This window comes from Streptococcus infantis, assembly GCF_000963255.1.
GTDB lineage: Bacteria > Bacillota > Bacilli > Lactobacillales > Streptococcaceae > Streptococcus > Streptococcus nidrosiense.
In genome coordinates, this window is record NZ_JYOV01000003.1 from 165,503 (window position 1) to 190,220 (window position 24,718).

The 24,718-nt window shown below is 40.7% G+C and carries 19 protein-coding genes; 12 read left to right on the forward strand and 7 right to left on the reverse strand.

What is annotated here, in order from left to right; translation table 11 throughout:
• Positions 1-104: 104 nt before the first annotated feature.
• Genes adcR through TZ96_RS01580 form a run of 4 tightly spaced genes read left to right on the forward strand, consistent with a single transcriptional unit; the run spans position 105 to position 3,560 of the window.
• Entirely contained in the window at positions 105-545 is a 441-nt protein-coding gene (gene adcR, locus TZ96_RS01565; RefSeq protein ID WP_001249315.1) for a zinc-dependent transcriptional regulator AdcR, read from the forward strand.
• On the forward strand, positions 545-1,249 hold the full coding sequence (locus TZ96_RS01570) for a metal ABC transporter ATP-binding protein (RefSeq protein ID WP_045762612.1): 705 nt from the start codon (positions 545-547) through the stop codon (positions 1,247-1,249). The genes adcR and TZ96_RS01570 overlap by 1 nt, the downstream gene beginning before the upstream one ends.
• Positions 1,242-2,048, forward strand: a complete 807-nt coding sequence (locus TZ96_RS01575) for a metal ABC transporter permease (RefSeq protein WP_045762613.1) — start codon at positions 1,242-1,244, stop codon at positions 2,046-2,048. Before TZ96_RS01570 ends, TZ96_RS01575 begins: the two co-directional genes overlap by 8 nt.
• 9 nt (positions 2,049-2,057) lie before the next feature.
• The gene (locus tag TZ96_RS01580; RefSeq protein WP_045762614.1) at positions 2,058-3,560 is read left to right on the forward strand and encodes a zinc ABC transporter substrate-binding protein AdcA; all 1,503 of its coding nucleotides are present in this window, start codon (positions 2,058-2,060) and stop codon (positions 3,558-3,560) included.
• Between the two features lie 142 nt (positions 3,561-3,702).
• Here the strand turns inward: TZ96_RS01580 and TZ96_RS01585 are convergent, their stop codons facing one another.
• Entirely contained in the window at positions 3,703-4,560 is an 858-nt protein-coding gene (locus TZ96_RS01585) for a 5'-nucleotidase, lipoprotein e(P4) family (protein ID WP_045762615.1), read from the reverse strand.
• A gap of 430 nt (positions 4,561-4,990) precedes the next feature.
• Here TZ96_RS01585 and TZ96_RS01590 point away from each other — a divergent pair, with 430 nt between their 5' ends.
• The 3 genes from TZ96_RS01590 (at position 4,991) to TZ96_RS01600 (ending at position 13,102) form a co-directional block, all read left to right on the forward strand.
• Positions 4,991-8,593, forward strand: coding sequence for a DNA-directed RNA polymerase subunit beta (locus TZ96_RS01590; RefSeq protein ID WP_045762616.1), 3,603 nt, complete (start codon positions 4,991-4,993; stop codon positions 8,591-8,593).
• A 32-nt stretch (positions 8,594-8,625) separates the two neighbouring features.
• Entirely contained in the window at positions 8,626-12,288 is a 3,663-nt protein-coding gene (gene rpoC, locus TZ96_RS01595; RefSeq protein WP_045762617.1) for a DNA-directed RNA polymerase subunit beta', read from the forward strand.
• A 250-nt stretch (positions 12,289-12,538) separates the two neighbouring features.
• Positions 12,539-13,102, forward strand: a complete 564-nt coding sequence (locus TZ96_RS01600) for a sugar O-acetyltransferase (protein ID WP_045762618.1) — start codon at positions 12,539-12,541, stop codon at positions 13,100-13,102.
• A gap of 137 nt (positions 13,103-13,239) precedes the next feature.
• On the opposite strand, the gene TZ96_RS01605 is transcribed toward TZ96_RS01600, so the two are convergent.
• Together TZ96_RS01605 and TZ96_RS01610 are read right to left on the reverse strand one after the other, a co-directional pair.
• Entirely contained in the window at positions 13,240-13,923 is a 684-nt protein-coding gene (locus tag TZ96_RS01605) for a DUF4956 domain-containing protein (RefSeq protein ID WP_045762619.1), read from the reverse strand.
• Positions 13,916-14,692, reverse strand: coding sequence for a polyphosphate polymerase domain-containing protein (locus TZ96_RS01610; protein ID WP_045762620.1), 777 nt, complete (start codon positions 14,690-14,692; stop codon positions 13,916-13,918). Before TZ96_RS01610 ends, TZ96_RS01605 begins: the two co-directional genes overlap by 8 nt.
• A gap of 206 nt (positions 14,693-14,898) precedes the next feature.
• Here TZ96_RS01610 and TZ96_RS01615 point away from each other — a divergent pair, with 206 nt between their 5' ends.
• On the forward strand, positions 14,899-16,146 hold the full coding sequence (locus TZ96_RS01615; RefSeq protein ID WP_045762635.1) for a carbohydrate-binding domain-containing protein: 1,248 nt from the start codon (positions 14,899-14,901) through the stop codon (positions 16,144-16,146).
• Between the two features lie 39 nt (positions 16,147-16,185).
• Here TZ96_RS01615 and TZ96_RS10560 read toward each other — a convergent pair whose 3' ends face one another.
• The 3 genes from TZ96_RS10560 to TZ96_RS01625 all read right to left on the reverse strand — a co-directional run bounded on the left by TZ96_RS10560 (position 16,186) and on the right by TZ96_RS01625 (position 17,970).
• A complete protein-coding gene (locus TZ96_RS10560; protein WP_241768464.1) occupies positions 16,186-16,335 on the reverse strand; it encodes a hypothetical protein in 150 nt (49 codons plus the stop codon).
• Between the two features lie 297 nt (positions 16,336-16,632).
• Complete coding sequence (locus tag TZ96_RS01620) at positions 16,633-17,508, reverse strand: LysR family transcriptional regulator (protein WP_045762621.1); 876 nt, start codon at positions 17,506-17,508, stop codon at positions 16,633-16,635.
• 111 nt (positions 17,509-17,619) lie between these two features.
• Positions 17,620-17,970, reverse strand: coding sequence for a helix-turn-helix domain-containing protein (locus tag TZ96_RS01625; RefSeq protein WP_045762636.1), 351 nt, complete (start codon positions 17,968-17,970; stop codon positions 17,620-17,622).
• Positions 17,971-18,293: 323 nt separating this feature from the next.
• Here TZ96_RS01625 and TZ96_RS01630 point away from each other — a divergent pair, with 323 nt between their 5' ends.
• The 3 genes from TZ96_RS01630 to mprF all read left to right on the forward strand — a co-directional run bounded on the left by TZ96_RS01630 (position 18,294) and on the right by mprF (position 23,494).
• On the forward strand, positions 18,294-19,919 hold the full coding sequence (locus tag TZ96_RS01630; protein ID WP_045762637.1) for a malolactic enzyme: 1,626 nt from the start codon (positions 18,294-18,296) through the stop codon (positions 19,917-19,919).
• An 83-nt stretch (positions 19,920-20,002) separates the two neighbouring features.
• Complete coding sequence (locus TZ96_RS01635) at positions 20,003-20,950, forward strand: AEC family transporter (RefSeq protein ID WP_045762622.1); 948 nt, start codon at positions 20,003-20,005, stop codon at positions 20,948-20,950.
• An 18-nt stretch (positions 20,951-20,968) separates the two neighbouring features.
• On the forward strand, positions 20,969-23,494 hold the full coding sequence (gene mprF, locus TZ96_RS01640; RefSeq protein ID WP_080936291.1) for a bifunctional lysylphosphatidylglycerol flippase/synthetase MprF: 2,526 nt from the start codon (positions 20,969-20,971) through the stop codon (positions 23,492-23,494).
• A 214-nt stretch (positions 23,495-23,708) separates the two neighbouring features.
• On the opposite strand, the gene TZ96_RS10025 is transcribed toward mprF, so the two are convergent.
• Positions 23,709-23,843: an HAD family hydrolase gene (locus TZ96_RS10025; RefSeq protein ID WP_241768466.1), complete on the reverse strand. Its 135-nt coding sequence runs from the start codon at positions 23,841-23,843 to the stop codon at positions 23,709-23,711.
• Positions 23,844-23,940: 97 nt separating this feature from the next.
• On the opposite strand from TZ96_RS10025, the gene TZ96_RS01645 reads away from it, so the two are divergent.
• The gene (locus TZ96_RS01645; RefSeq protein ID WP_045762624.1) at positions 23,941-24,705 is read left to right on the forward strand and encodes a nucleoside phosphorylase; all 765 of its coding nucleotides are present in this window, start codon (positions 23,941-23,943) and stop codon (positions 24,703-24,705) included.
• The last annotated feature ends 13 nt before the right edge of the window (positions 24,706-24,718 follow it).

The following is a 24,718-nucleotide window of genomic DNA, read 5'->3' on the forward strand; positions in this document are numbered from 1 at the left end:
CTTTTTTCTTGACTCCTTGCTTGGATGTGATATACTTAACTAGTAAAGGAATGGTGTGGAAACCTTGTATTTATAGAAATTCTGTTCTGAGAAAGGAGCAAATCATGAGACAGTTGGCAAAAGATATCGATCAATTTTTAAATGAGATTATCCTAAAAGCTGAAAATCAGCATGAAATTCTCATTGGTCATTGTACCAGTGATGTAGCCTTGACCAATACCCAGGAGCATATTCTCATGCTTTTATCAGAGGAGTCGCTCACCAACTCTGAGTTGGCGCGTCGTCTCAATGTCAGTCAAGCTGCCGTTACAAAGGCTATCAAATCCCTGGTTAAGGAGGGAATGTTAGAAACGTCTAAGGACCCTAAGGATGCTCGCGTTGTCTTCTATCAATTGACAGACTTGGCTCGACCTATTGCTGAGGAACACCACCATCATCATGAACATACCCTCTCAACTTATGAGCAGGTTGCCACTCAGTTTACACCAAACGAACAAAAAATTATCCAGCGGTTTTTAACTGCTTTAGTAGGAGAAATCAAGTAATGAGATACATCACAGTAGAGGATTTGTCCTTCTATTATGACAAGGAACCTGTGCTTGAGCATATCAATTACAGTGTTGATAGTGGGGAATTTGTCACCCTTACTGGGGAAAATGGAGCAGCCAAGACAACGCTAATCAAGGCTAGTCTTGGAATTCTTCAACCACGAATTGGGAAAGTAACCATCTCAAAGACAAATATTCATGGGAAAAAGCTAAGAATCGCCTATCTTCCCCAGCAGATCGCCAGTTTTAATGCGGGCTTTCCAAGTACCGTTTATGAATTTGTCAAATCAGGTCGCTACCCAAGAAAGGGCTGGTTCCGTCGTTTGAATGCTCACGACGAAGAACACATCAAGGCTAGTTTAAACTCAGTTGGCATGTGGGAACATCGGGATAAACGCATTGGCTCTCTCTCTGGTGGGCAAAAGCAAAGAGCGGTCATTGCACGTATGTTTGCTTCAGATCCAGATATCTTTATCTTGGATGAGCCGACAACAGGGATGGATGCAGGTACCAAGAATGAATTTTATGAACTCATGCACCATAGTGCCCACCATCATGGCAAGGCTGTTTTGATGATTACTCACGATCCTGAAGAAGTCAAGGATTACGCAGATCGCAATATCCACCTTGTCCGTGACCAAGATTCGCCATGGCGTTGTTTCAATGTCCATGAAAATGATCAGGAGGTGGACCATGTTTAATCTATTGTCTTATGATTTTATGCAGCGGGCCTTTTTGGCTGTTATTGCCATGAGTCTCTTCTCACCAGTGCTTGGGACCTTCCTTATCTTGCGTCGTCAAAGTCTCATGAGTGATACACTGAGTCACGTATCGCTATCAGGTGTGGCCTTTGGTTTGGTTTTAGGGATTTCTCCGACCATCTCGACTATTGCTATTGTCTTGATTGCGGCGGTCTTTCTTGAATATCTCCGCACGGTTTACAAGAGCTTTATGGAGATTGGAACAGCTATCCTCATGTCAACAGGTCTTGCGGTTTCACTCATTGTTATGAGTAAGGGTAAGAGCTCTAGCTCGATGAGTTTGGACCAATATCTGTTTGGTTCTATTGTGACCATCAGTCAAGAACAGGTAATTGGACTCTTTGTCATTGCAGCAATTGTATTGGTTTTAACCTTCCTCTTTTTAAGACCTATGTACATCTTAACTTTTGACGAGGACACAGCTTTTGTAGATGGCCTTCCAGTGCGTACCATGTCTATCCTCTTTAACATGGTAACGGGTGTAGCTATCGCTCTCATGATCCCAGCTGCGGGAGCACTTTTGGTATCGACTATCATGGTCCTACCAGCTAGTATCGCTTTGCGTTTAGGGAAAAACTTTAGTTCGGTGATGATTCTTGCCAGCGTTATTGGTTTTCTAGGTATGGTAGCAGGACTTTATATTTCCTACTATGCAGAGACACCGCCTAGTGCAAGTATTACCATAATCTTTGTAGTTGTCTTTTTGTTAGTCAGCTTACTCAAACGTTTTATAAAATAGGAGAAAGAAATGAAAAAACTAGGCCTACTTTTGGCAAGTCTTGTGACAGTTTTCCTGGTAGCTTGTTCCAATCAAAAACAAGCAGACGGGAAATTAAATATCGTTACAACTTTCTATCCTGTCTACGAATTTACCAAGCAAGTAGCAGGAGATACAGCCAATGTCGAGCTCTTGATTGGGGCAGGGACAGAACCACATGATTATGAACCATCGCCTAAGGCAGTTGCTAAAATCCAAGATGCTGATGCCTTTGTTTATGAAAATGAGAACATGGAAACATGGGTTCCCAAGCTTTTAGATTCACTAGATGCGAAAAAAGTAAAAACAATCAAGGCTACTGGAGATATGTTGCTTCTTCCAGGTAGTGAAGAAGAGGAAGACCATGACCATGGCGAAGAAGGCCATCATCACGAGTATGATCCTCACGTATGGTTGTCTCCTGCGCGTGCCATTAAGCTTGTAGAGCACATTCGTGACAGTTTATCAGCTGACTATCCTGATAAAAAAGCAACCTTTGAGCAAAATGCAGCTGCCTATATCGAGAAATTACAAGCTCTGGATAAGGCCTATACTGAAGGACTTTCTAGTGCTAAACAAAAGAGTTTTGTGACTCAACACGCGGCCTTTCGTTACTTAGCTTTAGACTACGGACTCAATCAAGTTTCTATCTCAGGTCTTTCCCCAGATGCGGAGCCTTCAGCAAGCCGCTTGGCAGAATTGACCGAATATATCAAGAAAAACAAGATTTCTTATATCTACTTTGAAGAAAATGCTTCACAAGCTCTAGCTAATACTCTTTCAAAAGAAACAGGAGTTAAGTTAGACGTTCTGAATCCTCTGGAAAGCTTGACTGAAGAGGACATGAAGGCCGGTGAGAACTATATCTCTGTCATGGAGAAAAATCTCAAGGCCCTCAAGCAAACAACTGATCAGGCTGGGGCAGAAATTGAACCAGAAAAAGCCGAGGAAACTAAAACCGTTCAAAATGGTTACTTTGAGGATGCAGATGTTAAGGATCGCACCTTGAGTGATTATGCTGGTAACTGGCAGTCTGTTTATCCTTTCCTTGAAAATGGGACTCTAGATCAAGTCTTTGACTACAAGGCTAAATTGACTGGTAAAATGACCAAGGATGAATACAAAGCCTACTATCAAAAAGGCTATCAAACCGATGTATCTAAGATTAATATAACGGATAATACTATGGAATTCATCCAAGGTGACCAAAGTAAGAAATATACATACAAGTATGTCGGCAAGAAAATTTTGACTTATAAGAAAGGGAATCGAGGAGTTCGTTATCTCTTTGAAGCGACAGATGCGGATGCTGGACAATTTAAGTATGTTCAGTTTAGCGACCACAATATCGCTCCAGTCAAGGCAGAACATTTCCATATCTTTTTTGGAGGTGCTAGCCAGGAAGCCCTCTTTGAAGAAATGGATAACTGGGCAACCTACTATCCAGATGGCTTATCTGGTCAAGAAATCGCCCAAGAAATGCTGGCTCATTAAGATACGATTCACATGATAAAAGCGAACAGGAAAGTTTTCTGGTTATCAGAATCCTCTCTTGTCCGCTTTTTTGAGTTTTGTCAGTTAAAGAGCTTTTGCACTTCTTTTTGTACTTATGGCCTTATTGAATACCAAGTTTTCATTACTTGTCAAAGCCTTGTAAAGCCTTTTCGCGTTCTTCTACTTGTCCCTTGGCATCTAGTTTATTACCACCGTAAACTGCTGTTTCCCATGATCCATACATTGGATTTGGGAAGATGATGAATTTTTCACCAAATTCTTTTTGCAATTCTTCAAGTTGTTTGTCACGATCAGCTTCAGAAGTCTTAGAAAATTCTGCAAAGTCTACAAGGTTATCACCAAATAGTAACACAAGATTTGTCTTTTCTTGAACCGCTTGTCGACGACCTTCTTTGGATTTCACACCACTTTCTAGGAACATGAGGTGATCACGTCCTTGTACAGGAATACCTTCGCTTTCTAGATTTTTAATGGTAGCATCTACTTGGTCGACTGAACGGTCAGAAATATAGTAGATTTGGACACCGTTTTGATCGGCAAACTGAAGAAAATCTTTAGCACCTGGGACGGCTTTTGCTGCAGCTTTTTGGACCCAAACATCCCAATTTTCAGGTGTGAATGCTGTTCCATCTTTGACATTTTGAACTTGATAAGGACTGTTATCTAGGACCGTTTCGTCCAAGTCCAAAACAATCGAATAAGGCTTGTCTGATTCTGTTTTCAGTAATTCCTTTAGACGATCTGTAGCAACATTATAACCTTGTAGATACAAGGCTTTTGTTTCGGCCGCTTTTTGATACCAGAGAGTTGACATGGTATTTTCTCTAGACCGTAGTTGGTCGTAAGTCATTGTAATCTGATTGTCAGATGAGTTATTAGCGGATGTTTGTGTTTCTGTGGATTTTGTGGCGCAGCTGGTCAATAAGATGACAGATGCAAGTGCAGAAACGATTGTAACAGTGGTTTTAGCTGTTTTCATAAAATGTCTCCTGTCTATTAATTTCAATAACAGTATAGCATGAGGGAATAGTTAAGGCAAGCGTTTTCCTAAATATGGACTTGATTTTTCAAAGAAAGATGTAGATAATTAACGGATTAGAGGAAGAGAAAAATATTTTAAAACCTTGAAAAATCTAGCTAAATAGGGTATAATATAAATAATCATTTGTCGTAGGTTTTGTCTGAAATATTGTCCGGACAAGGCTCACAGCAGTTAAATCTCCTGAAAAAGTCGGATTTAGCTGCTCTTTTTGTGCTTTTTTTCAGGTTTTTTGACCTTTGTAACAAAGATTTAAAGATTCTGAAAATTAGTCGAGGGGGATAAGTTGATAGGGTTTTTAGAACCATCTAACGATAATTACTAGCTTAGATCACTAAGCTTGGAACTTTATTTAAAAAGGAGAATCATCTTGGCAGGACATGACGTTCAATACGGGAAACATCGTACCCGTCGTAGTTTTTCAAGAATCAAAGAAGTTCTTGACTTACCAAATTTGATTGAAATTCAAACTGATTCATTCAAAGATTTCCTAGACCATGGTCTGAAGGAAGTATTTGAAGATGTATTGCCGATTTCAAACTTCACAGACACAATGGAGTTGGAATTTGTTGGCTACGAAATCAAAGAACCTAAATATACGCTTGAAGAAGCTCGTATCCACGATGCCAGCTATTCAGCACCTATCTTTGTAACCTTCCGCTTGATTAACAAAGAAACTGGCGAAATCAAGACACAGGAAGTATTCTTTGGTGATTTCCCAATCATGACTGAGATGGGAACCTTTATCATCAACGGTGGTGAACGTATCATCGTATCACAGTTGGTGCGTTCTCCAGGTGTTTACTTTAATGACAAGGTAGACAAAAATGGTAAAGTGGGTTACGGTTCAACTGTTATCCCTAACCGTGGAGCTTGGTTGGAACTTGAAAGTGATTCAAAAGACATCGCCTATACTCGTATCGACCGTACTCGTAAGATTCCATTTACGACCTTGGTTCGTGCGCTTGGTTTCTCAGGCGATGATGAAATCTTTGATATCTTTGGTGACAGCGATCTTGTTCGTAACACTGTTGAAAAAGATATTCACAAGAACCCAATGGACTCTCGTACAGACGAAGCTTTGAAGGAAATTTACGAACGCCTTCGTCCAGGTGAGCCTAAGACTGCTGAAAGCTCACGTAGCTTGCTTGTAGCTCGTTTCTTTGACCCACGTCGTTATGACTTGGCTGCAGTTGGTCGTTACAAGATCAATAAAAAACTCAATGTTAAAACACGTTTGCTTAACCAAACAATTGCTGAGCCATTGGTAGACCCTGAAACAGGTGAAATCTTGGTAGAAGCTGGAACAATCATGACTCGTAGCGTGATTGAAAGCATTGAAAGCCATTTGGATGGTGATTTGAACAAGATTGTCTACATTCCAAATGATGCTGCTGTAGTAACAGAGCCAGTTGTTCTTCAAAAATTCAAGGTTGTTGCACCAACTGATCCAGACCGTGTTGTAACTATCATCGGTAATGCAAATCCAGATGACAAGGTTCGTATCGTAACGCCTGCAGATATCTTGGCTGAGATGAGCTACTTCCTCAACTTAGCAGAAGGTATTGGTCGTGTGGATGATATCGACCACCTTGGGAATCGTCGTATCCGTGCTGTTGGTGAATTGCTTGCTAACCAAGTACGTCTAGGACTTTCTCGTATGGAACGTAATGTCCGTGAACGTATGTCTGTTCAGGACAATGAAGTCTTAACACCACAACAAATTATCAACATCCGTCCTGTAACAGCTGCGGTTAAAGAATTCTTTGGTTCATCACAGTTGTCACAGTTCATGGACCAACACAACCCACTTTCTGAGTTGTCTCACAAACGCCGTTTGTCAGCCTTAGGACCTGGTGGTTTGACACGTGACCGTGCTGGATATGAAGTGCGTGACGTGCACTACACTCACTATGGTCGTATGTGTCCAATCGAGACACCTGAAGGACCTAACATCGGTTTGATCAACAACTTGTCTTCATACGGACACTTGAACAAATATGGTTTTGTTCAAACACCATATCGTAAGGTTGACCGTGAAACAGGCAAAGTAACTAACGAAATCGTTTGGTTGACTGCCGATGAAGAGGATGAATTTACTGTAGCGCAGGCCAACTCACGCCTTAACGAAGATGGCACCTTTGCTGAGAAAACCGTTATGGGACGTCATCAAGGGGTCAACCAAGAGTACCCAGCTAGCGTTGTAGATTATATGGACGTATCACCTAAGCAGGTAGTTGCCGTTGCGACAGCATGTATTCCCTTCTTGGAAAACGACGACTCCAACCGTGCCCTCATGGGTGCCAACATGCAACGTCAGGCTGTTCCTTTGATCAATCCAAAAGCACCTTACGTTGGTACTGGTATGGAATACCAAGCAGCCCATGACTCAGGAGCTGCAGTGATTGCACAACATGGTGGTAAGGTTACCTATGCGGATGCGGACAAGGTAGAAGTTCGTCGTGAAGATGGTTCATTGGATGTTTACCATATTCAAAAATTCCGTCGTTCAAACTCTGGTACTGCCTACAACCAACGTACCCTTGTTCGAGTTGGTGATCTTGTAGAAAAAGGTGATTTTATCGCTGACGGACCTTCTATGGAAAATGGGGAAATGGCGCTTGGACAAAACCCAATCGTTGCCTACATGACATGGGAAGGTTACAACTTCGAGGATGCCGTTATCATGAGCGAACGCTTGGTTAAAGACGATGTTTATACATCTGTCCACCTTGAAGAATATGAATCAGAAACACGCGATACAAAGCTTGGACCTGAAGAAATCACTCGTGAAATTCCAAACGTTGGTGAAGATGCTCTTAAAGACCTTGACGAAATGGGGATTATCCGTATCGGTGCTGAGGTTAAAGAAGGGGACATCCTTGTAGGTAAAGTAACGCCTAAGGGTGAGAAAGACCTTTCAGCTGAAGAACGTCTCTTGCATGCTATCTTCGGAGATAAATCTCGTGAAGTGCGTGATACTTCTCTTCGTGTACCACACGGTGCCGATGGTGTCGTTCGTGATGTTAAAATCTTTACACGTGCCAATGGAGATGAATTGCAATCAGGTGTTAATATGCTGGTTCGCGTCTACATCGCTCAAAAACGTAAGATCAAGGTCGGAGATAAGATGGCCGGACGTCACGGAAATAAAGGGGTTGTCTCTCGTATCGTTCCTGTAGAAGACATGCCTTACCTCCCAGATGGAACTCCAGTCGATATCATGTTGAACCCACTTGGGGTGCCATCACGTATGAATATCGGTCAGGTTATGGAGCTTCACCTTGGTATGGCTGCTCGTACTCTTGGTATTCACATTGCAACACCAGTCTTTGACGGAGCAAGTTCTGAAGACCTTTGGTCAACTGTTAGAGAAGCTGGTATGGATAGCGATGCCAAAACGATCCTTTACGATGGACGTACTGGGGAACCGTTTGATAACCGTGTTTCTGTCGGAGTCATGTACATGATCAAACTCCACCACATGGTTGACGATAAATTGCACGCGCGTTCAGTCGGACCTTACTCAACCGTTACCCAACAACCACTTGGAGGTAAAGCTCAGTTTGGTGGACAACGTTTCGGTGAGATGGAGGTTTGGGCTCTTGAAGCCTATGGTGCCTCAAATGTCCTTCAAGAAATCTTGACTTACAAGTCTGACGACATCAATGGACGTTTGAAAGCCTATGAAGCTATTACAAAAGGAAAACCAATTCCAAAACCAGGTGTTCCAGAATCCTTCCGAGTTCTTGTTAAAGAATTGCAATCACTTGGTCTTGACATGCGTGTTCTTGACGAAGATGATCAAGAAGTTGAACTTCGTGATCTTGACGAGGGCATGGACGAAGATGTCATCCACGTAGATGACCTTGAAAAAGCACGTAAAAAAGCTGCTGAAGAAGCAAAAGCTGCTTTTGAAGCTGAAGAAGGTGCAAAAGCGGAAGCAACAGAAGAAGCTACTGAACAAGAATAAGTAGCTCACTTAGAATAGAAAGGGAAGAAATAGTGGTTGACGTAAATCGTTTTAAAAGTATGCAAATCACACTAGCTTCTCCAAGCAAAGTCCGTTCATGGTCTTATGGAGAAGTCAAAAAACCTGAAACAATCAATTACCGTACGTTGAAACCAGAACGTGAAGGACTATTTGACGAAGTCATCTTTGGTCCTACAAAAGACTGGGAATGTGCTTGTGGTAAGTACAAACGCATTCGTTACAGAGGAATTGTTTGTGACCGTTGTGGTGTTGAAGTAACGCGTACAAAAGTTCGTCGTGAACGTATGGGACACATCGAGTTGAAAGCTCCTGTATCTCATATCTGGTATTTCAAGGGGATTCCAAGCCGTATGGGCTTGACCCTTGATATGAGTCCTCGTGCACTTGAGGAAGTTATCTACTTTGCAGCTTATGTGGTGATCGATCCGAAGGATACACCACTCGAACACAAATCTATCATGACAGAGCGTGAATACCGTGAGCGCTTGCGTGAATATGGCTACGGATCATTTGTTGCTAAAATGGGTGCCGAAGCTATCCAAGACCTCTTGAAACAAGTAGATCTTGAAAAAGAAATTGCTGAACTCAAAGAAGAATTGAAGACAGCAACTGGACAAAAACGTATCAAAGCCATCCGTCGTTTGGATGTTTTGGATGCCTTTTACAAGTCTGGAAACAAACCTGAATGGATGATTCTTAACATCCTTCCGGTTATTCCACCAGATCTTCGTCCAATGTTGCAGTTGGATGGTGGCCGTTTTGCCTCATCTGACTTGAACGACCTTTACCGTCGTGTTATCAACCGTAACAACCGTTTGGCTCGTTTGCTTGAGTTGAACGCACCAGGTATCATCGTTCAAAATGAGAAGCGTATGCTTCAAGAAGCGGTTGACGCTTTGATTGACAATGGTCGTCGTGGTCGTCCAATTACAGGACCAGGTAGCCGTCCACTGAAATCATTGAGCCACATGCTTAAAGGTAAACAAGGACGCTTCCGTCAAAACTTGCTCGGTAAACGTGTTGACTTTTCAGGACGTTCCGTTATCGCCGTTGGTCCAACTCTTAAGATGTACCAATGTGGTGTGCCACGTGAAATGGCGATCGAGCTCTTTAAACCATTCGTGATGCGTGAAATCGTTGCCCGTGATATCGTGCAAAACGTCAAAGCGGCTAAACGCTTGGTGGAACGCGGAGATGAGCGTATCTGGGATATTCTTGAAGAAGTGATCAAAGAACACCCAGTGCTTTTGAACCGCGCACCGACCCTTCACCGTTTGGGTATCCAAGCCTTCGAGCCAGTCTTGATTGATGGTAAGGCCCTTCGCTTGCATCCACTTGTCTGTGAAGCCTACAATGCCGACTTTGACGGGGACCAAATGGCCATCCACGTACCGCTTTCAGAAGAAGCCCAAGCAGAAGCTCGTATCTTGATGCTAGCTGCTGAGCACATCTTGAACCCGAAAGATGGTAAACCAGTTGTTACTCCATCTCAGGACATGGTTTTGGGTAACTACTACTTGACCATGGAAGAAGCTGGTCGTGAAGGTGAAGGAATGGTCTTCAAAGACCGTGACGAAGCGGTTATGGCTTACCGTAATGGTTATGTTCACCTTCACTCACGTGTTGGTATCGCAACAGACAGCCTCAACAAGCCTTGGACAGAAGAGCAAAAACACAAGGTCTTGCTTACAACAGTTGGTAAAATCCTCTTCAACGACATCATGCCAGAGGGTCTACCATACTTGCAAGAACCAAACAATGCCAACTTAACAGAAGGCGTTCCAGCTAAATACTTCTTGCCACTTGGTGGAGATATCAAGGAAGCAATCAGCAATCTTGAACTTAACCCTCCATTCAAGAAGAAAAACCTTGGAAATATCATCGCTGAAATCTTCAAACGTTTCCGTACGACAGAAACTTCTGCCCTACTTGACCGCATGAAGAACCTCGGTTACCACCACTCAACTCTTGCAGGATTGACAGTGGGTATTGCCGATATCCCAGTCGTTGATGACAAGGCTGAAATCATTGAAGAATCACACAAACGTGTAGAACAAATCACAAAACAATTCCGTCGTGGTATGATTACGGACGACGAGCGCTACAATGCTGTAACAGCTGAATGGCGTGCTGCCCGTGAAAAACTTGAGAAACGCTTGATTGCCAACCAAGATCCTAAGAACCCAATCGTTATGATGATGGACTCTGGAGCCCGTGGTAACATCTCAAACTTCTCACAGCTTGCCGGTATGCGTGGTCTGATGGCTGCTCCGAACGGACGTATCATGGAATTGCCAATCCTTTCAAACTTCCGCGAAGGTTTGTCAGTACTCGAAATGTTCTTCTCAACTCACGGTGCTCGTAAAGGTATGACCGATACGGCCCTTAAGACAGCCGACTCAGGTTACTTGACTCGTCGTTTGGTTGACGTTGCCCAAGACGTGATTATCCGTGAAGACGACTGTGGAACAGACCGTGGTCTCTTGATCCGTTCTATCACTGAAGGTAAAGAGATGATTGAGTCTCTTGAAGAACGTCTCAATGGTCGTTACACTAAGAAAACTGTTAAACACCCAGAAACTGGTGCAGTTATCATTGGTCCAAATGAATTGATCACAGAAGACAAGGCGCGTGAAATTGTTAATGCTGGTGTTGAAGAAGTAACTATCCGCTCAGTATTTACATGTAACACTCGTCATGGTGTTTGCCGTCACTGTTATGGTATCAACTTGGCGACTGGTGATGCGGTTGAAGTTGGTGAAGCAGTTGGTACAATCGCTGCCCAATCTATCGGGGAACCTGGTACACAGCTTACAATGCGTACCTTCCACACGGGTGGGGTTGCCTCAAATACCGATATCACTCAGGGTCTTCCTCGTGTCCAAGAAATCTTTGAAGCCCGCAATCCTAAAGGGGAAGCGGTTATCACAGAAGTCAAAGGACAAGTTACTGCTATCGAAGAAGATGCTTCAACTCGTACTAAGAAAGTCTTCGTTAAAGGTGAAACTGGAGAAGGCGAATACGTGGTACCATTTACAGCTCGTATGCGTGTCGAAGTTGGAGACCAAGTTTCTCGTGGTGCAGCATTGACAGAAGGTTCTATCCAACCAAAACGTCTCCTTGCTGTACGTGATGTCTTGTCAGTTGAAACCTACCTTCTCGGTGAAGTACAAAAAGTTTACCGTAGCCAAGGGGTAGAAATCGGAGACAAACACATTGAGGTAATGGTTCGTCAAATGATCCGTAAAGTTCGTGTTATGGATCCAGGGGATACAGATCTTCTCATGGGAACTCTTATGGACATCAACGACTTTACAGATGCTAACAAGGATGTTCTCATCGCAGGTGGAGTACCAGCGACAGGTCGTCCAGTCCTTATGGGAATCACCAAAGCCTCACTTGAAACAAATAGTTTCTTGTCAGCGGCTTCCTTCCAGGAAACAACTCGTGTCCTTACAGATGCGGCTATCCGCGGTAAGAAAGACCATCTCCTTGGACTTAAGGAAAATGTTATCATCGGTAAGATTATCCCAGCTGGTACAGGTATGGCACGTTACCGTAACCTTGAACCACAAGCTATCAATGAAGAGTCTTACCTAGCATCTTCTCAAGAAGAAACTTCAGTAGATACGACTGTAGAAGAAGTCGTTGAAACTGTTGAAGTAAGCGAATAAGTAGGTGTTACTTAAGATCTGAGATGAAAAGATTAATCATTCACTATAGATTCTTAAGAAGGATCCACTAGATAAAAAAGCGAACAAGGCAGAATTCTGATTGTCAGAAAACTAGCTTTGCTCGCTTTTTGTATTTAATGTTAGGTTTGCGTTCTACTCACATTTTCAATTCATAAAGAGCGACTTATTTTAACTTGCTCGAGATACAATACTATGCTACAATCATCTAAAAAAGCAAGGACATCAAGATATGAAAACTGAATACCAAAAAATGATTGTGGGGGAACCCTATCACCCATTCGACCCAGAACTCCGTTCTCTAGCACAAACAGCGCGACAAAAGCAAGCTGCTTTTAATGAAGAAGTTGATCCAGTAAAAGGTATGGAAATCATCAAAGGATGGTTTGGCTCTACTGGTGAAAATCTCTACATCAACACTCGCTTGATGGTAGATTACGGGGTCAATATTCATCTGGGAGAAAATTTCTATTCCAATTGGAATTTAACTATGCTAGATGTTTGTCCTATAACCATCGGTGACAATGCTATGATTGGTCCTAATTGTCAGTTTTTAACACCCCTTCACCCACTGGACCCCGACGAACGAAACTCAGGACTAGAATTTGGCAAACCCATCACGATTGGTAAGAACTTTTGGGCAGGTGGTGGTGTCATTGTCCTACCGGGTGTTACTTTAGGGGATAATGTCGTTGCAGGAGCAGGAGCGGTTATTACAAAATCCTTTGGTGATAATGTAGTTCTAGCAGGAAATCCAGCACGAGTTATCAAAGAGATTCCAGTTAAAGGAAATTAATGGTTGTAGAAAGAGAAAGTGAAGTCTTTTTCATAAGAGCTCTTTGGAATCGAAAAGCCTAACCAATCCCAGTATCAAAAACTTATTGCTAGCAAAAAACGAGGTCGGAATTTTTATCCCAGCCTCGTTTTTCGTCTTTAGAGATTTTTTCTCTTTTTAGCTTTTTTAGTCAATGCCACATCGCACTGATCAATATTTTGTGTGAGGTAACTAGTCACTTGGAAATCGTCTGCCTCTGTTTTTAGCTCGACTTCATAGACAATGCTAAGGTTGTCCCCTGCATTTGTGCTATTGATCGTAATCATGTCAATTTCTGAACAGAATTGGTCAAGAGCTGATTGGATAGCTTCCTGTACCTTCTCCTGATTAGCTACCGTGATTGTCAAAAGTCTACGACGTTGATTGTCAGTTTTGACTTGTTGATTTTCCAAAAGGAACCAAACGCCCAAGATAAAGAGCGTGAAGAGAATTGCTAGGAAGAGATAGCCTGTTCCACAAGCCAAACCGATAATCATGGCTAGGAAAATTGCAATCAGTTCTCTTGAACCACTAGTTGCAGAACGGAAACGAATCAAACTAAAGGTTCCGGCTACAGCAATTGAAGTTCCCAAGCTTCCATTGACCAGAAAAATAACTAAGGTCATAAGGCAGGGAAGCAGAGTCAAGCTGATAGCAAATTCTCTGGTGTAGAGGGTCCGATATTTGTAGGTCCAAGTAAGTGCCAAACCGAGGACTAGACTGACTAGAAGTGCCAGCAGTAGTTGGAAGGGATCAGCACTTGCAGTGGCATTGTTGAAAATTGAATTAAATAGATTAAGCATAAGCAGTACCTGCGCTTTCTATACTGGGACGTGGTGTATAAGGAAGCCCTTGAGATTTGTGGTAAGCACAACTGTATTTTGAAAATTTGTGCTCCATCAAACCATACTTGTCTAGGATGTTTTGTAACCACTGGGGTTTGTTTCCAGGAGCCTTAATCTCCATAATTACAGTATTGTCATCTAGTAAAGCATCTCCATGGTTTCCAGCGAAAAGACTGACATTTTCATCTCTATAGACTAGATTTTGGTCAATTGTGATACGAATTTTATTATAGTCGTAGCCCTCGATGTATTTTTTTTCTTTTAATGAATAACGATCGTAGTAGATGTACATACGAGGCTGGATAGCCTGCTTGTAATCCTGATGAAGTTTTTTCACTTTTTCAATGACGACTGTATCAGTAATGCTAGCATCCAGGTGCCCTTTTGTCATAAAATTAAGAATAGAAATAGGAGTTGAGAGTAGTCTAAATTTGCGACCAACTCCTTCTTGATCCTTGGTTTTGATTTCTAAAAATACTTGACTATCTGCTTTGGGTTGACTGAGATAGGTCCGCATCCGAACCTTTTCTTTTCGATTATTTCCAAAATCATCATCTTGGAGCACATCAAAATCTTCCGTATCAAAGTAGATATTTGAAATAGTTGAAATTGGATAGTCGTCTTCTACTAAATATTCTTTTAAATCTTGGATGAGTTTGTCTATTTTATCTTTGGAGACAATATATTTGGTTTCAATCCGTTTGAAAGTTGTTTCTAATGGTTTCATAAGTCTTTCTCCTCTTGCTTTCAGTTATACTATTTTTAAACAAGGTGAACTTGCTTGTCTACAATTCTAGAGGGGGTTTCTAAAACTTTTGTTAAATTTAACTTAATTGAAACTAAACTTAAGAAAACTTTCAGAAAAAGTTTAGGCTTCTTTTAGGAAAGACCCGTAGACTAAGAGCATGTAAAATGAAAGACGAGGAAACGAGCATGAAAGCAAAAAAATGGACATTCCTATTAACAAGTATAACAACTCTAGCACTGGTAACAGCATGTACCCAGTCAACCTCAAATACAACAGCTAGCAATAGTACTGCAACGACAACAGTAACTACCAATAAGAAAACATCTAGTTACTTTACAGATAAGGACTATGATACTTCTTATGATGAAAAAACAGCTGCAACTGTAACTTTGTCAGGATCAACGGCGACGGTATCAGGTGACGGAGTGGCCGTATCAGGATCTACCGTTACAATCTCTAAGTCAGGTACCTATGTGATTTCTGGTCAATCTGATGGAGTTCAAATCAAGATCGAAGCTGGAAGTTCAGATGACGTACACATCGTTCTAAATGGTGTCACCATGACCAATACCAATGCAGCTATTTCTGCTACATCAGCTGGCCATGTTTACTTAACTCTAGCAGATGGCACAACCAATAGCCTCTCAGATTCAGCTTCAAATAGTGATGACAAGGCTGACGCGGCCCTCTTCTCTAAAGTGGACTTGACCATCAATGGTAAAGGAACTCTCAATGTAGATGGTAAGAAAAACAATGGTATTAAGGCCAACGATACACTTCACATCACTGGCGGAACCTACAATATCACAGCAGTTGGAGACGCCTTTAATGTTAATGATGAACTCAACATTACTGGAACGACAATGACTATCGATGCTAAGGAAGATGGTGTCAAGGTCGACAATGATGAGGATACATCTGTTGGAACCATGTATCTCTCTGATAACACTATAACCGTTACTGCAGGTGATGATGGTATCCATGCCTCAGGTGATTTGGTTATCGATAGTGGAACCTATACAGTCAAGAACTCTACAGAAGGGCTTGAAGGTAAGTCTATCACCATCAACGGTGGAGACATCAGCATTTACTCAACAGATGATGGTGTCAATGCAGCCAACAAAAATGCCCAACAAAGTGAAATTTTCTTCACCATGAATGGAGGGAACTTAACAGTTGAAGTTGGCCAAGGAGACACGGATCCAATTGATTCAAACGGTAATATTACAGTTAATGGAGGAACCATCAAAATGACAGGTCAATCTGGTTTTGACTTTGACGGAACAGCGACCTACACAGGTGGAGACATCTACCTCAATGGTGAAAAACAAACTGAAATCGTCAATTCCATGCCTGGAGGCGGAGGAGCACCTGGCGGTGGCCCTCAAGGAAATGATGGCCCTGGTGGTGGTGCACCTGGTGGTCACCCATAAAAGAAAATCTCCTTTCTCGAAAGAGAAGGGAGATTTTTTTCAATTTTTGGGAAAAGCTGCAGGAGCAGCTTGGGTTGTTGCAGGTGTGACGTCATCAGCAGAAGCAATAGTAGTTCCTGTGAAGACAGTTCCTAAAACAACGGAAGCTAAGGTTAGAGTTTGTTTACGTAAAATAGTATATTTTTTCAAAATACGTCCCCTTTTTAATAAACTATTTTCTCTGATACCGGTTTTTAAAAACTTATCAACGATATATTAATCAAGGCTTTTGGACTTTTCATATCTCTAGTTATTAATAAAAAACCGAACAAGAAAAATATACCTGAAATAATTTAAATACACAAAACTCACGAAAAAAATAGGATTCCTACAAATTTGCAGGAATCCTTATTTTATCGGTGTTTCTACTTTATTTTTATACGTAAAAAATACTAGCTAGTTACTTTATTTATGCTTCTACATTAGCACTAAGAACAAAGATGGCGACTAGTTTAGTAATTTTTCAAAGAATTGGATGACCTCCGGTTTGAGATTACTTTCCTTCGGTTCAACTAATGAAACGTAAAAACTAATCCGTTCATTTTCTGCCATCGGAATCGCGATCAGTTCTTCTTCACCATCTGTTAGTGCAAGATCTGCTAGTAAGCTAATTCCAACTTGTTTCCGAAGGAGTTGTTTTAGAAGCTGAATATCATCCGTCTGAAAGAAGGGAGTAGCCTTATGGTGATAACGCTCATTCAACTGTTCAAAGGCTTTTAAATGAACAAAGTGCTCATCTGGAATGATAAAATCTTCATTGATGACGTCTGAAAATTGTAATATCTTTTTTGAGGCTAGTGGATGGTTGTGATGAAGGATATAGAAGAGATCTCGTTTGGCCATTTCTCTTACCTGGAAGCGATGGTCTTTAATCGGTTCCAAACTCCCCAAAAAACTAGCATCTAGCTCTCCTTTGGAAAGTAATTCCAACAGTTCGACAGATCCTTCTTGAACAGGATGGATACTTTGAAGAGCTGCAACATTACTGATAAAGGCGGGTTGTTTTCGGACAAGATAGTCAATGATGATTGGTGGGAAACCAATCGTATTGAATTGAGAGAGACTCCGTAGAATCTCTTTTTTTGCCCCTTGAATCTCAGGTAAGACCTTTTGAATATGTCGTAGCAAGATTTCTCCTTGGGGCGTCAATTTGAAAGTACGGTGAGAAGGATCGTGCACAATTAATTGGCAGTGAAATTCCTTTTCTAGTCGTTTAATCGCATAGGAAACGGATGGTTGACTGATCCCGTGTTTTTGCGCAACCCCAGTAAAGGATTGCTGTTGACTAAGATCAAAAAAATAATAAAAGTCCTTAAGATTCATTGGGCTCCCTCTTCTAAATAGACAGAAATGGATAAGTAAAAATTATCCGTGATAGCTAATTTGACTATATGATTTTTTATTTGTTACAATCTAAGGTGAGTCAGAGGACAATTAAAGGCTATCTAAAAGATCTTCGAAAATCTTTAGGAACTTCTCCCTTTTTCCAACTGGAAGTTGTTTGATTTTCATATTTACTCTCTTAAGTGAAAGGCTATCGGTAGGATCTGAAGATGCTTCGAGTGAATCAAAATTGAAGAATTCTTCAGGAGTTAACTCAAGAGCAGAAATGACTTTTTCAAGACTGTGAATGGTCAGATTCACATTTTGATTTTCCAATTGATTGATGTATTTTAATCCAAGGTCTGCCCGTTCCGACAGCTCCTCTTGACTCATGTTCTGTTTATTTCGCAAATATTTGACTTTTTGCGCTATATACCGTTGTAAATAATGTTTTGTTTTCATGTAACCAGAATACAAGTTTTAAATAACAAAATTAACACCTTAAACAAAACAAAGTATGCTATAAGAAACATATTTTTAATTTTTGATGGGAATAACCTTCTAAAAACGTGGAAAGGATCTCGCTTTTTAAAAAGATGATCAGGACGATTTAGTAAGGAATGGATAAATCTATTATCTTGTTATTGCTTGAAGTTCCGTCATTTTAGGGTGCGTCGTCTAAATTTTCATTTAGTGACTCATTCATATTGTATCATATATAGAACAAAGTGTCATATAAAGCAAAAAAGTGTTATAATAGAATAAACTAATAAGGAGGTCACATGATGACTGCACATGATATTTTAAACAACCCCTTCCTTAACAAAGGAACTGCCTTTACCTTGGAGGAACGTCAGAAACTAGGTCTCATTGGCCTTCTGCCACCTTACGTTCAAACCATTGAAGAACAAGCAGCACAAACTTATGCGCAAATGCAAACAAAGGTTAACGATTTGGAAAAACGTTTATTCTTGATGGAAATTTTTAATACCAACCGTACCCTTTTCTATTACCTGTTTGCTCAACATTTGGAAGAATTTAATCCCATTGTCTATGACCCAACCATTGCTGATACCATTGAGGGTTATAGCGACCTCTTTGTAGATCCACAATATGCGGCCTATCTTGACATCAATCACCCTGAAAATATCGAAACAACTTTGAAAAATGCAGCGGGTGATCGTGAAATTCGTCTTATTGTTGTGACAGATGCAGAAGGTATTCTCGGTATTGGTGACTGGGGTACAAATGGTGTCGATATTTCTGTTGGGAAATTGATGGTCTATACTGGAGCTGCAGGAATTGATCCTTCCATGGTGCTTCCTTTAGTCATTGATGCAGGTACCAACCGTGAAGAATTGCGTAACAATCCTAATTACTTAGGAAATCGTCACGAACGTGTACGTGGTGATCGTTACTATGATTTTATCGATCAATTTGTCCAAACTGCAGAACGTCTTTTCCCTAAACTCTACCTTCACTGGGAAGATTTCGGTCGCTTAAATGCTGCCAACATTCTTGAAAAATACCGGAAGCAAATTCCAACCTTTAACGATGATATCCAAGGAACTGGTATCGTGACCTTGGGTGGTATCTTTGGTTCACTGGATATTACAGATGAAAAATTAACGGATCAAGTTTACCTCTGCTATGGTGGTGGAACTGCTGGTGCAGGGATTGCCTCTCGTGTGCTTCGCGAAATGGTTAGTGAAGGTCTGCCTGAAGAAGAAGCCTATAAACGCTTCTTTATGGTAGATAAACAAGGTCTCCTCTTTGATGACATGGACGACCTAACTCCAGAACAAAAACCATTTGCTAAGAAACGCTCTGATTTTGCCAATGCGGATAAGTTAACGGACCTTCTTGAAGTAGTGAAGACGGTTAAGCCAACCATTCTTGTGGGAACTTCAACTCAGCCAAATACCTTCACTAAAGAAATCGTAGAGGCTATGTGTGAAAATACTGAACGTCCAATGATCTTCCCATTGTCTAATCCTACGAAGCTCGCAGAAGCAAGTGCCAAAGATTTGATTGAATGGTCAGATGGAAAAGCGTTTGTTGCAACAGGAATTCCAGCTGGTACAGTTTCCTATAAAGGAGTAGACTACGTGATTGGTCAAGCGAACAATGCGTTGATCTATCCAGGTCTTGGACTTGGTATGTTGGCCTCTGAAGCGAGTCTCTTGACAGATGAAATGATTGGTGCCGCTGCACATTCATTGAGTGGGATTGTCAATCCAGGTCAACCTGGAGCACCAGTCTTACCTCCGTTTAAGTATGTAGCCGATGTTTCCATCAAAGTAGCGGAAGCAGTTGCTAAAAAAGCACAAGAACAAGGTCTTGCACGTGCTCAAGAAACAGATATGGCTAAAGCGGTCCGTGATTTGAAATGGTATCCAGAATATAAATAAGTAAATGGAAATGGGGTGTACGAGTGCGACTGGATGCCTCGTACCCCTTTTGCTATATGTCCTATTATAAAGAAAGGGAGACTATGGAAATCTTTATAACGTCAATTCAGAGTATTGTACCCATTATCGTCATCATCATTCTTGGTTATTTCTTGCAAGTCCGTGGTTGGTTCCAAGAGAGTTTTGGAAATGACTTATCTAAACTCATTATGAATGTGGCTATGCCTGTGGCAATTTTTACCTCTGTTCTTAAATATTTAACCTTAGATAAGCTGATTAGCTTGTCTGGTGGTTTGCTCTATACGTTTATCGCCTTCATTCTTGGTTATCTAGCGGCCTTTATTGCGGTGAAAGTTTTTAAAGTGCGCTCAGGACGCCGAGGAACCATGATTAATACCTTTGTCAATGCCAATACTATTTTCATTGGTTTGCCTTTAAATATCGCTCTGTTTGGGGATCAAGCCCTTCCTTACTTCTTGGTATATTATATTACAAATACTATCTCTACTTGGACCTTAGGTGTCTATCTGATGACTTCTGATAGCAAAGAAGGGGCTTCAAAACAGACTCAAAAATTTAATTGGAAGAAGCTCTTCCCTGCTCCTTTATTAGGTTTTCTCGTAGCCCTCGCCTTTTTAGTGCTCCGTCTGCCTGTTCCAAGTTTTGCGGAAAGTACCTTGACCTATATTGGTAGTTTAACAACGCCATTATCACTTGTCTATATTGGTATCGTTCTAGCGAAGGCGGGACTTAAGACCATTCGCTTTGATAAGGATACCATTATCACACTGGTTGGTCGTTTTATCCTTGCGCCGGTCATCATGCTCCTAGTTTTGAAGTTCTTCTCTCCAAATATGGTAGCATCAGAATTTAGAACCTTTATGATTCAATCAGCAACACCTGCTTTAGCGGTTCTTCCTATCCTTGCCAATCAAGGAAAAGGCGATGTTGAGTTTTCAACGAATGTGGTCACTCTCAGTACGGTTTTATTTGTAATTGTGGTTCCGATTCTACAGACATTATTAGGATAAAAGGAGTAGAGTTTGCAAATGCTTTTGAATTGGCTTAAAAAATGGCAAACACTTATCAAACTCGTTTTATTTCTGTCTATTACTAGTCTAGTTATTGTAGAGATAACTAGACTTTTTAAAACAATTTCGTTTGATAAGATTAAAGAAATACTGGGAGGACTGTCTCCACTAAATGTCATCTGTTTAGCATTGTTTGGTTTTATGGCCGTTGCGCCAATGATCATCTATGATAGAATCTTAAATCAAGAGCTTCATCAAAAACAAAAAATTTCTTACTTACTCGAAACTAGCTGGACTATTAATAGCTTGAATAATATGATTGGTTTTGCCGGTTTGGTGGATGTTGGTTTACGATATTCTTTCTATGGAGATGAAGAACGACCTGAAAAAAGTATGCAGGGGATTTCTCGTGTCATTCCTTATTTCATGAGTGGATTCTCACTGTTTGCTCTAATCAGCTTAGTTTTAACAGGGTTATTCCCTGTATCAATTGGGATTAAACAGTATTGGCCAGCTCTTTTAGGAGCTAGTCTCTATCTTCCAATTGTACTATTTGTTTCAAATAGAAAAAATTGGGCTTATTTTGGTCAGCTGAGTGGAAGAACAATTTTATCATTAGTATTGGCTTCAGCTCTTGATTGGGCTAGCATCATTGGTTTTTTCCTTTTAGTTGGATCTGTTTTAGGGTTTCATTTACCGATTTATGACATCATCCCCCTTTTTATGATTGCGATTACAATCGGGATTATGTCAATGATTCCTGGTAGTCTAGGTAGTTTTGATTTAATTATGGTATCTGGTTTAGTTGGCCTTGGGATTGATAAGACTCAGGCACTAAGTTGGTTACTTTTATTTAGGTTATTCTATTATATTCTTCCTTTTGGTTTAGGAGTTGTTCTATTCTTGAAAAATATGGGTGGACGACTTAATGAGAAGTATTTAGGAATTCCACACAAGGTCATTGAGACTTTATCCACTATTGTATTAGTTTGGGGGTTACGACTTTTTGGCTTCTTTTTTATCGTTTCAGCTATAGTTCCTCAAGAATTAGAGCATCTTCCTTTGCTTAAAGATCTTGCAACTAGTACTGGTCAGTTTGTTTTTCAACTTCCTAGTATCCTTCTCGGTGTTCTATTCTTTCTGCTAGCAAGAATAGTCAAACGACGATTGAAATTTACCTTAGCACTTACGACTGGACTAGGTTTGGTTAGCCTTGTTTATTTGAATATTGGTTCTTTTTCTTTAATAAGTAGTATTTTCTTAATCAAACTTTTATCTCTCATTTGGTGGAAGAAAGATACATTTGTTCGCAGGCATTATATCTATGTTTGGGAAGATTGTTGCAAAGATATTATTTATATTGGTGGAACGCTCTTTTTGACACTAGTTTTGCTAGGGCATTTGAATCCTCATCATGTGTTTCAGTTAAACCATTTCTCTCACGTAATGACACATTGGCTTTATCTTCTTAGTGTGTCCCTTGTTTTGGTGTCTCTATATGTGTTGCTTCTTCGTAAAAGTAATCAATTCAAAGGGGAAATTGGAGAAAGCTTTGATAAGCAACGTTATCAAGATTTTGTTAGTACAATACCAAATCTCAATTTAGATGCGGCCTTAGCTTTTTTAGGTGATAAATACTTATATTGGTACCAAGAGTATGGCCAAGACAAAGTGGTGTTCCAATTTGCAATTGAAAACAACAAGTATGTTGTCATGTCGGATCCACTAGCGCAGTCGGGCTATTTAGAAAAAGGCTTATCACAGTTTTTAGAAGATGCAGAGGCTGCAAATGTAGCTGTTATTTTCTATGAAGTTAATCAAGAAACGACGCTCTTGCTTCATGAATATGGGTATGACTTTATGAAGTTTGGCGAGACTGCTCAGGTGCCATTAGAGAGATTTACAATCGAAGGGAAACATGGGAAGAAATTTAGAACGATTGTTAATAAGTTGGAGAATAAGGGATATCAATTTCAAGTTTTAGAACCTCCCTTTGATGAGGATTTGCTAAGCGTCCTTAAAGAAATATCGGATAGCTGGTTAGATGGCCGCCAAGAAAAAGGTTTTTCACTTGGTTACTTTGATGAAAAGTATATTCAACTAGCACCGATCGCACTTGTAAGGGATAAGGATGATAACGTTCAGGCTTTTGTTACTTTTTTAGCAAGTAACGGACCTGAAGAAGCCAGTATTGATTTGATGCGCTACCACTTAAGGACAGCCCCTGATGGTATCATGGATTATCTTTTTGTAAACTTATTACTTTATTTTAAAGAAGAAGGAGTTATCTTCTTTGATTTAGGTATGGCACCCTTGTCAAATGTAGGAACTGAGAAACATAGTTTCTTACAGGAAAAAGTGGCTTATCTCATCTATGCTTTTACCAATCGCTTTTATTCCTTTAGTGGTCTTAGACAATATAAACAAAAGTTTAATCCAATCTGGGAATCGCGCTATGTTGCATACCCCCGTGATACATGGTTGATACTAGATATGCTAGCCATTTATAGAGTTGATAATCGAAAAGTAAAGAGATTATCGTAATAACTATTAGTTTTAAACAGTATATGATGACTTTCGATTTTTTGCATGACTAGGCACTTAGTTTAAGTCTTTATAATCTTATTGAAACAGTAATAGCAGATTTTCGGTCAAATATGATTTGAACCTTTGCAAAAATAAACTGCACCTCACAGTTAGAATTTTTAGCTTAACTGTAGGGTGCAGTTTTCCTTTATGTGTCTATTTTAAATAGTTTCTAAATCCGGACATAGGTTTCAACAGCTTGTCTAGCCCCGTTTTCATTGTTGGTCTTTGTCACAAAGGCTACTCCATCTTTCAATTCTTGAGGAGCGTTGCCCATGGCAACACCAATTCCAGTTTTTTTGAGCATAGGGGGTCATTGCCTTAAGATAAGTTTTTTATTTAGACTTCACTTTGACTTTCTTTCTGCTTTTGATATAATAGTAAAAATTTAGAGGAGGTATTCTATGATTCAGAAACACGCTATTCCTATTTTAGAGTTTGATGACAATCCTCAGGCAGTCATTATGCCCAACCATGAAGGTTTAGATTTACAGTTGCCAAAGAAGTGTATTTATGCGTTTTTGGAGGAGGAAATTGACCGCTATGCTCAGGAAGTGGGAGCAGAGTGCGTTGGGGAGTTCATTTCTGTCACTAAAACTTATCCCGTTTATGTCATGGATTATAAAGGTGAAAAAGTATGCCTAGCCCAAGCTCCTGTTGGTTCTGCTCCTGCAGCCCAGTTTATGGATTGGTTGATTGGCTACGGTGTGGAGAACATCATCTCTACTGGTACTTGTGGCGTGTTAACGAATATCGAAGAAAATGCCTTTCTAGTTCCAGTTCGAGCGTTACGTGATGAAGGTGCCAGCTACCATTATGCGCCACCATCTCGTTATATGGATGTTCATGTAGAAGCTGTTTCTGCCATCGAGCAAGTCTTGGAACAACTAGGTGTCCCTTACGAAGAAGTCATGACCTGGTCGACAGACGGATTTTACCGAGAAACCACTGAAAAAGTTGCCTATCGCAAGGAAGAAGGCTGTGCAGTTGTAGAGATGGAGTGTGCAGCTCTAGCGGCAGTGGCTCAACTTCGTGGAGTTATCTGGGGTGAGTTGCTGTTTACGGCTGATTCATTGGCAGATCTTGATAACTATGACCAGCGCGATTGGGGTGCGGAAGCTTTTGAAAAGGCGCTAGAACTCTGTCTTGAGATCGTTAGTCATATGTGAGTATTCTCAGCTT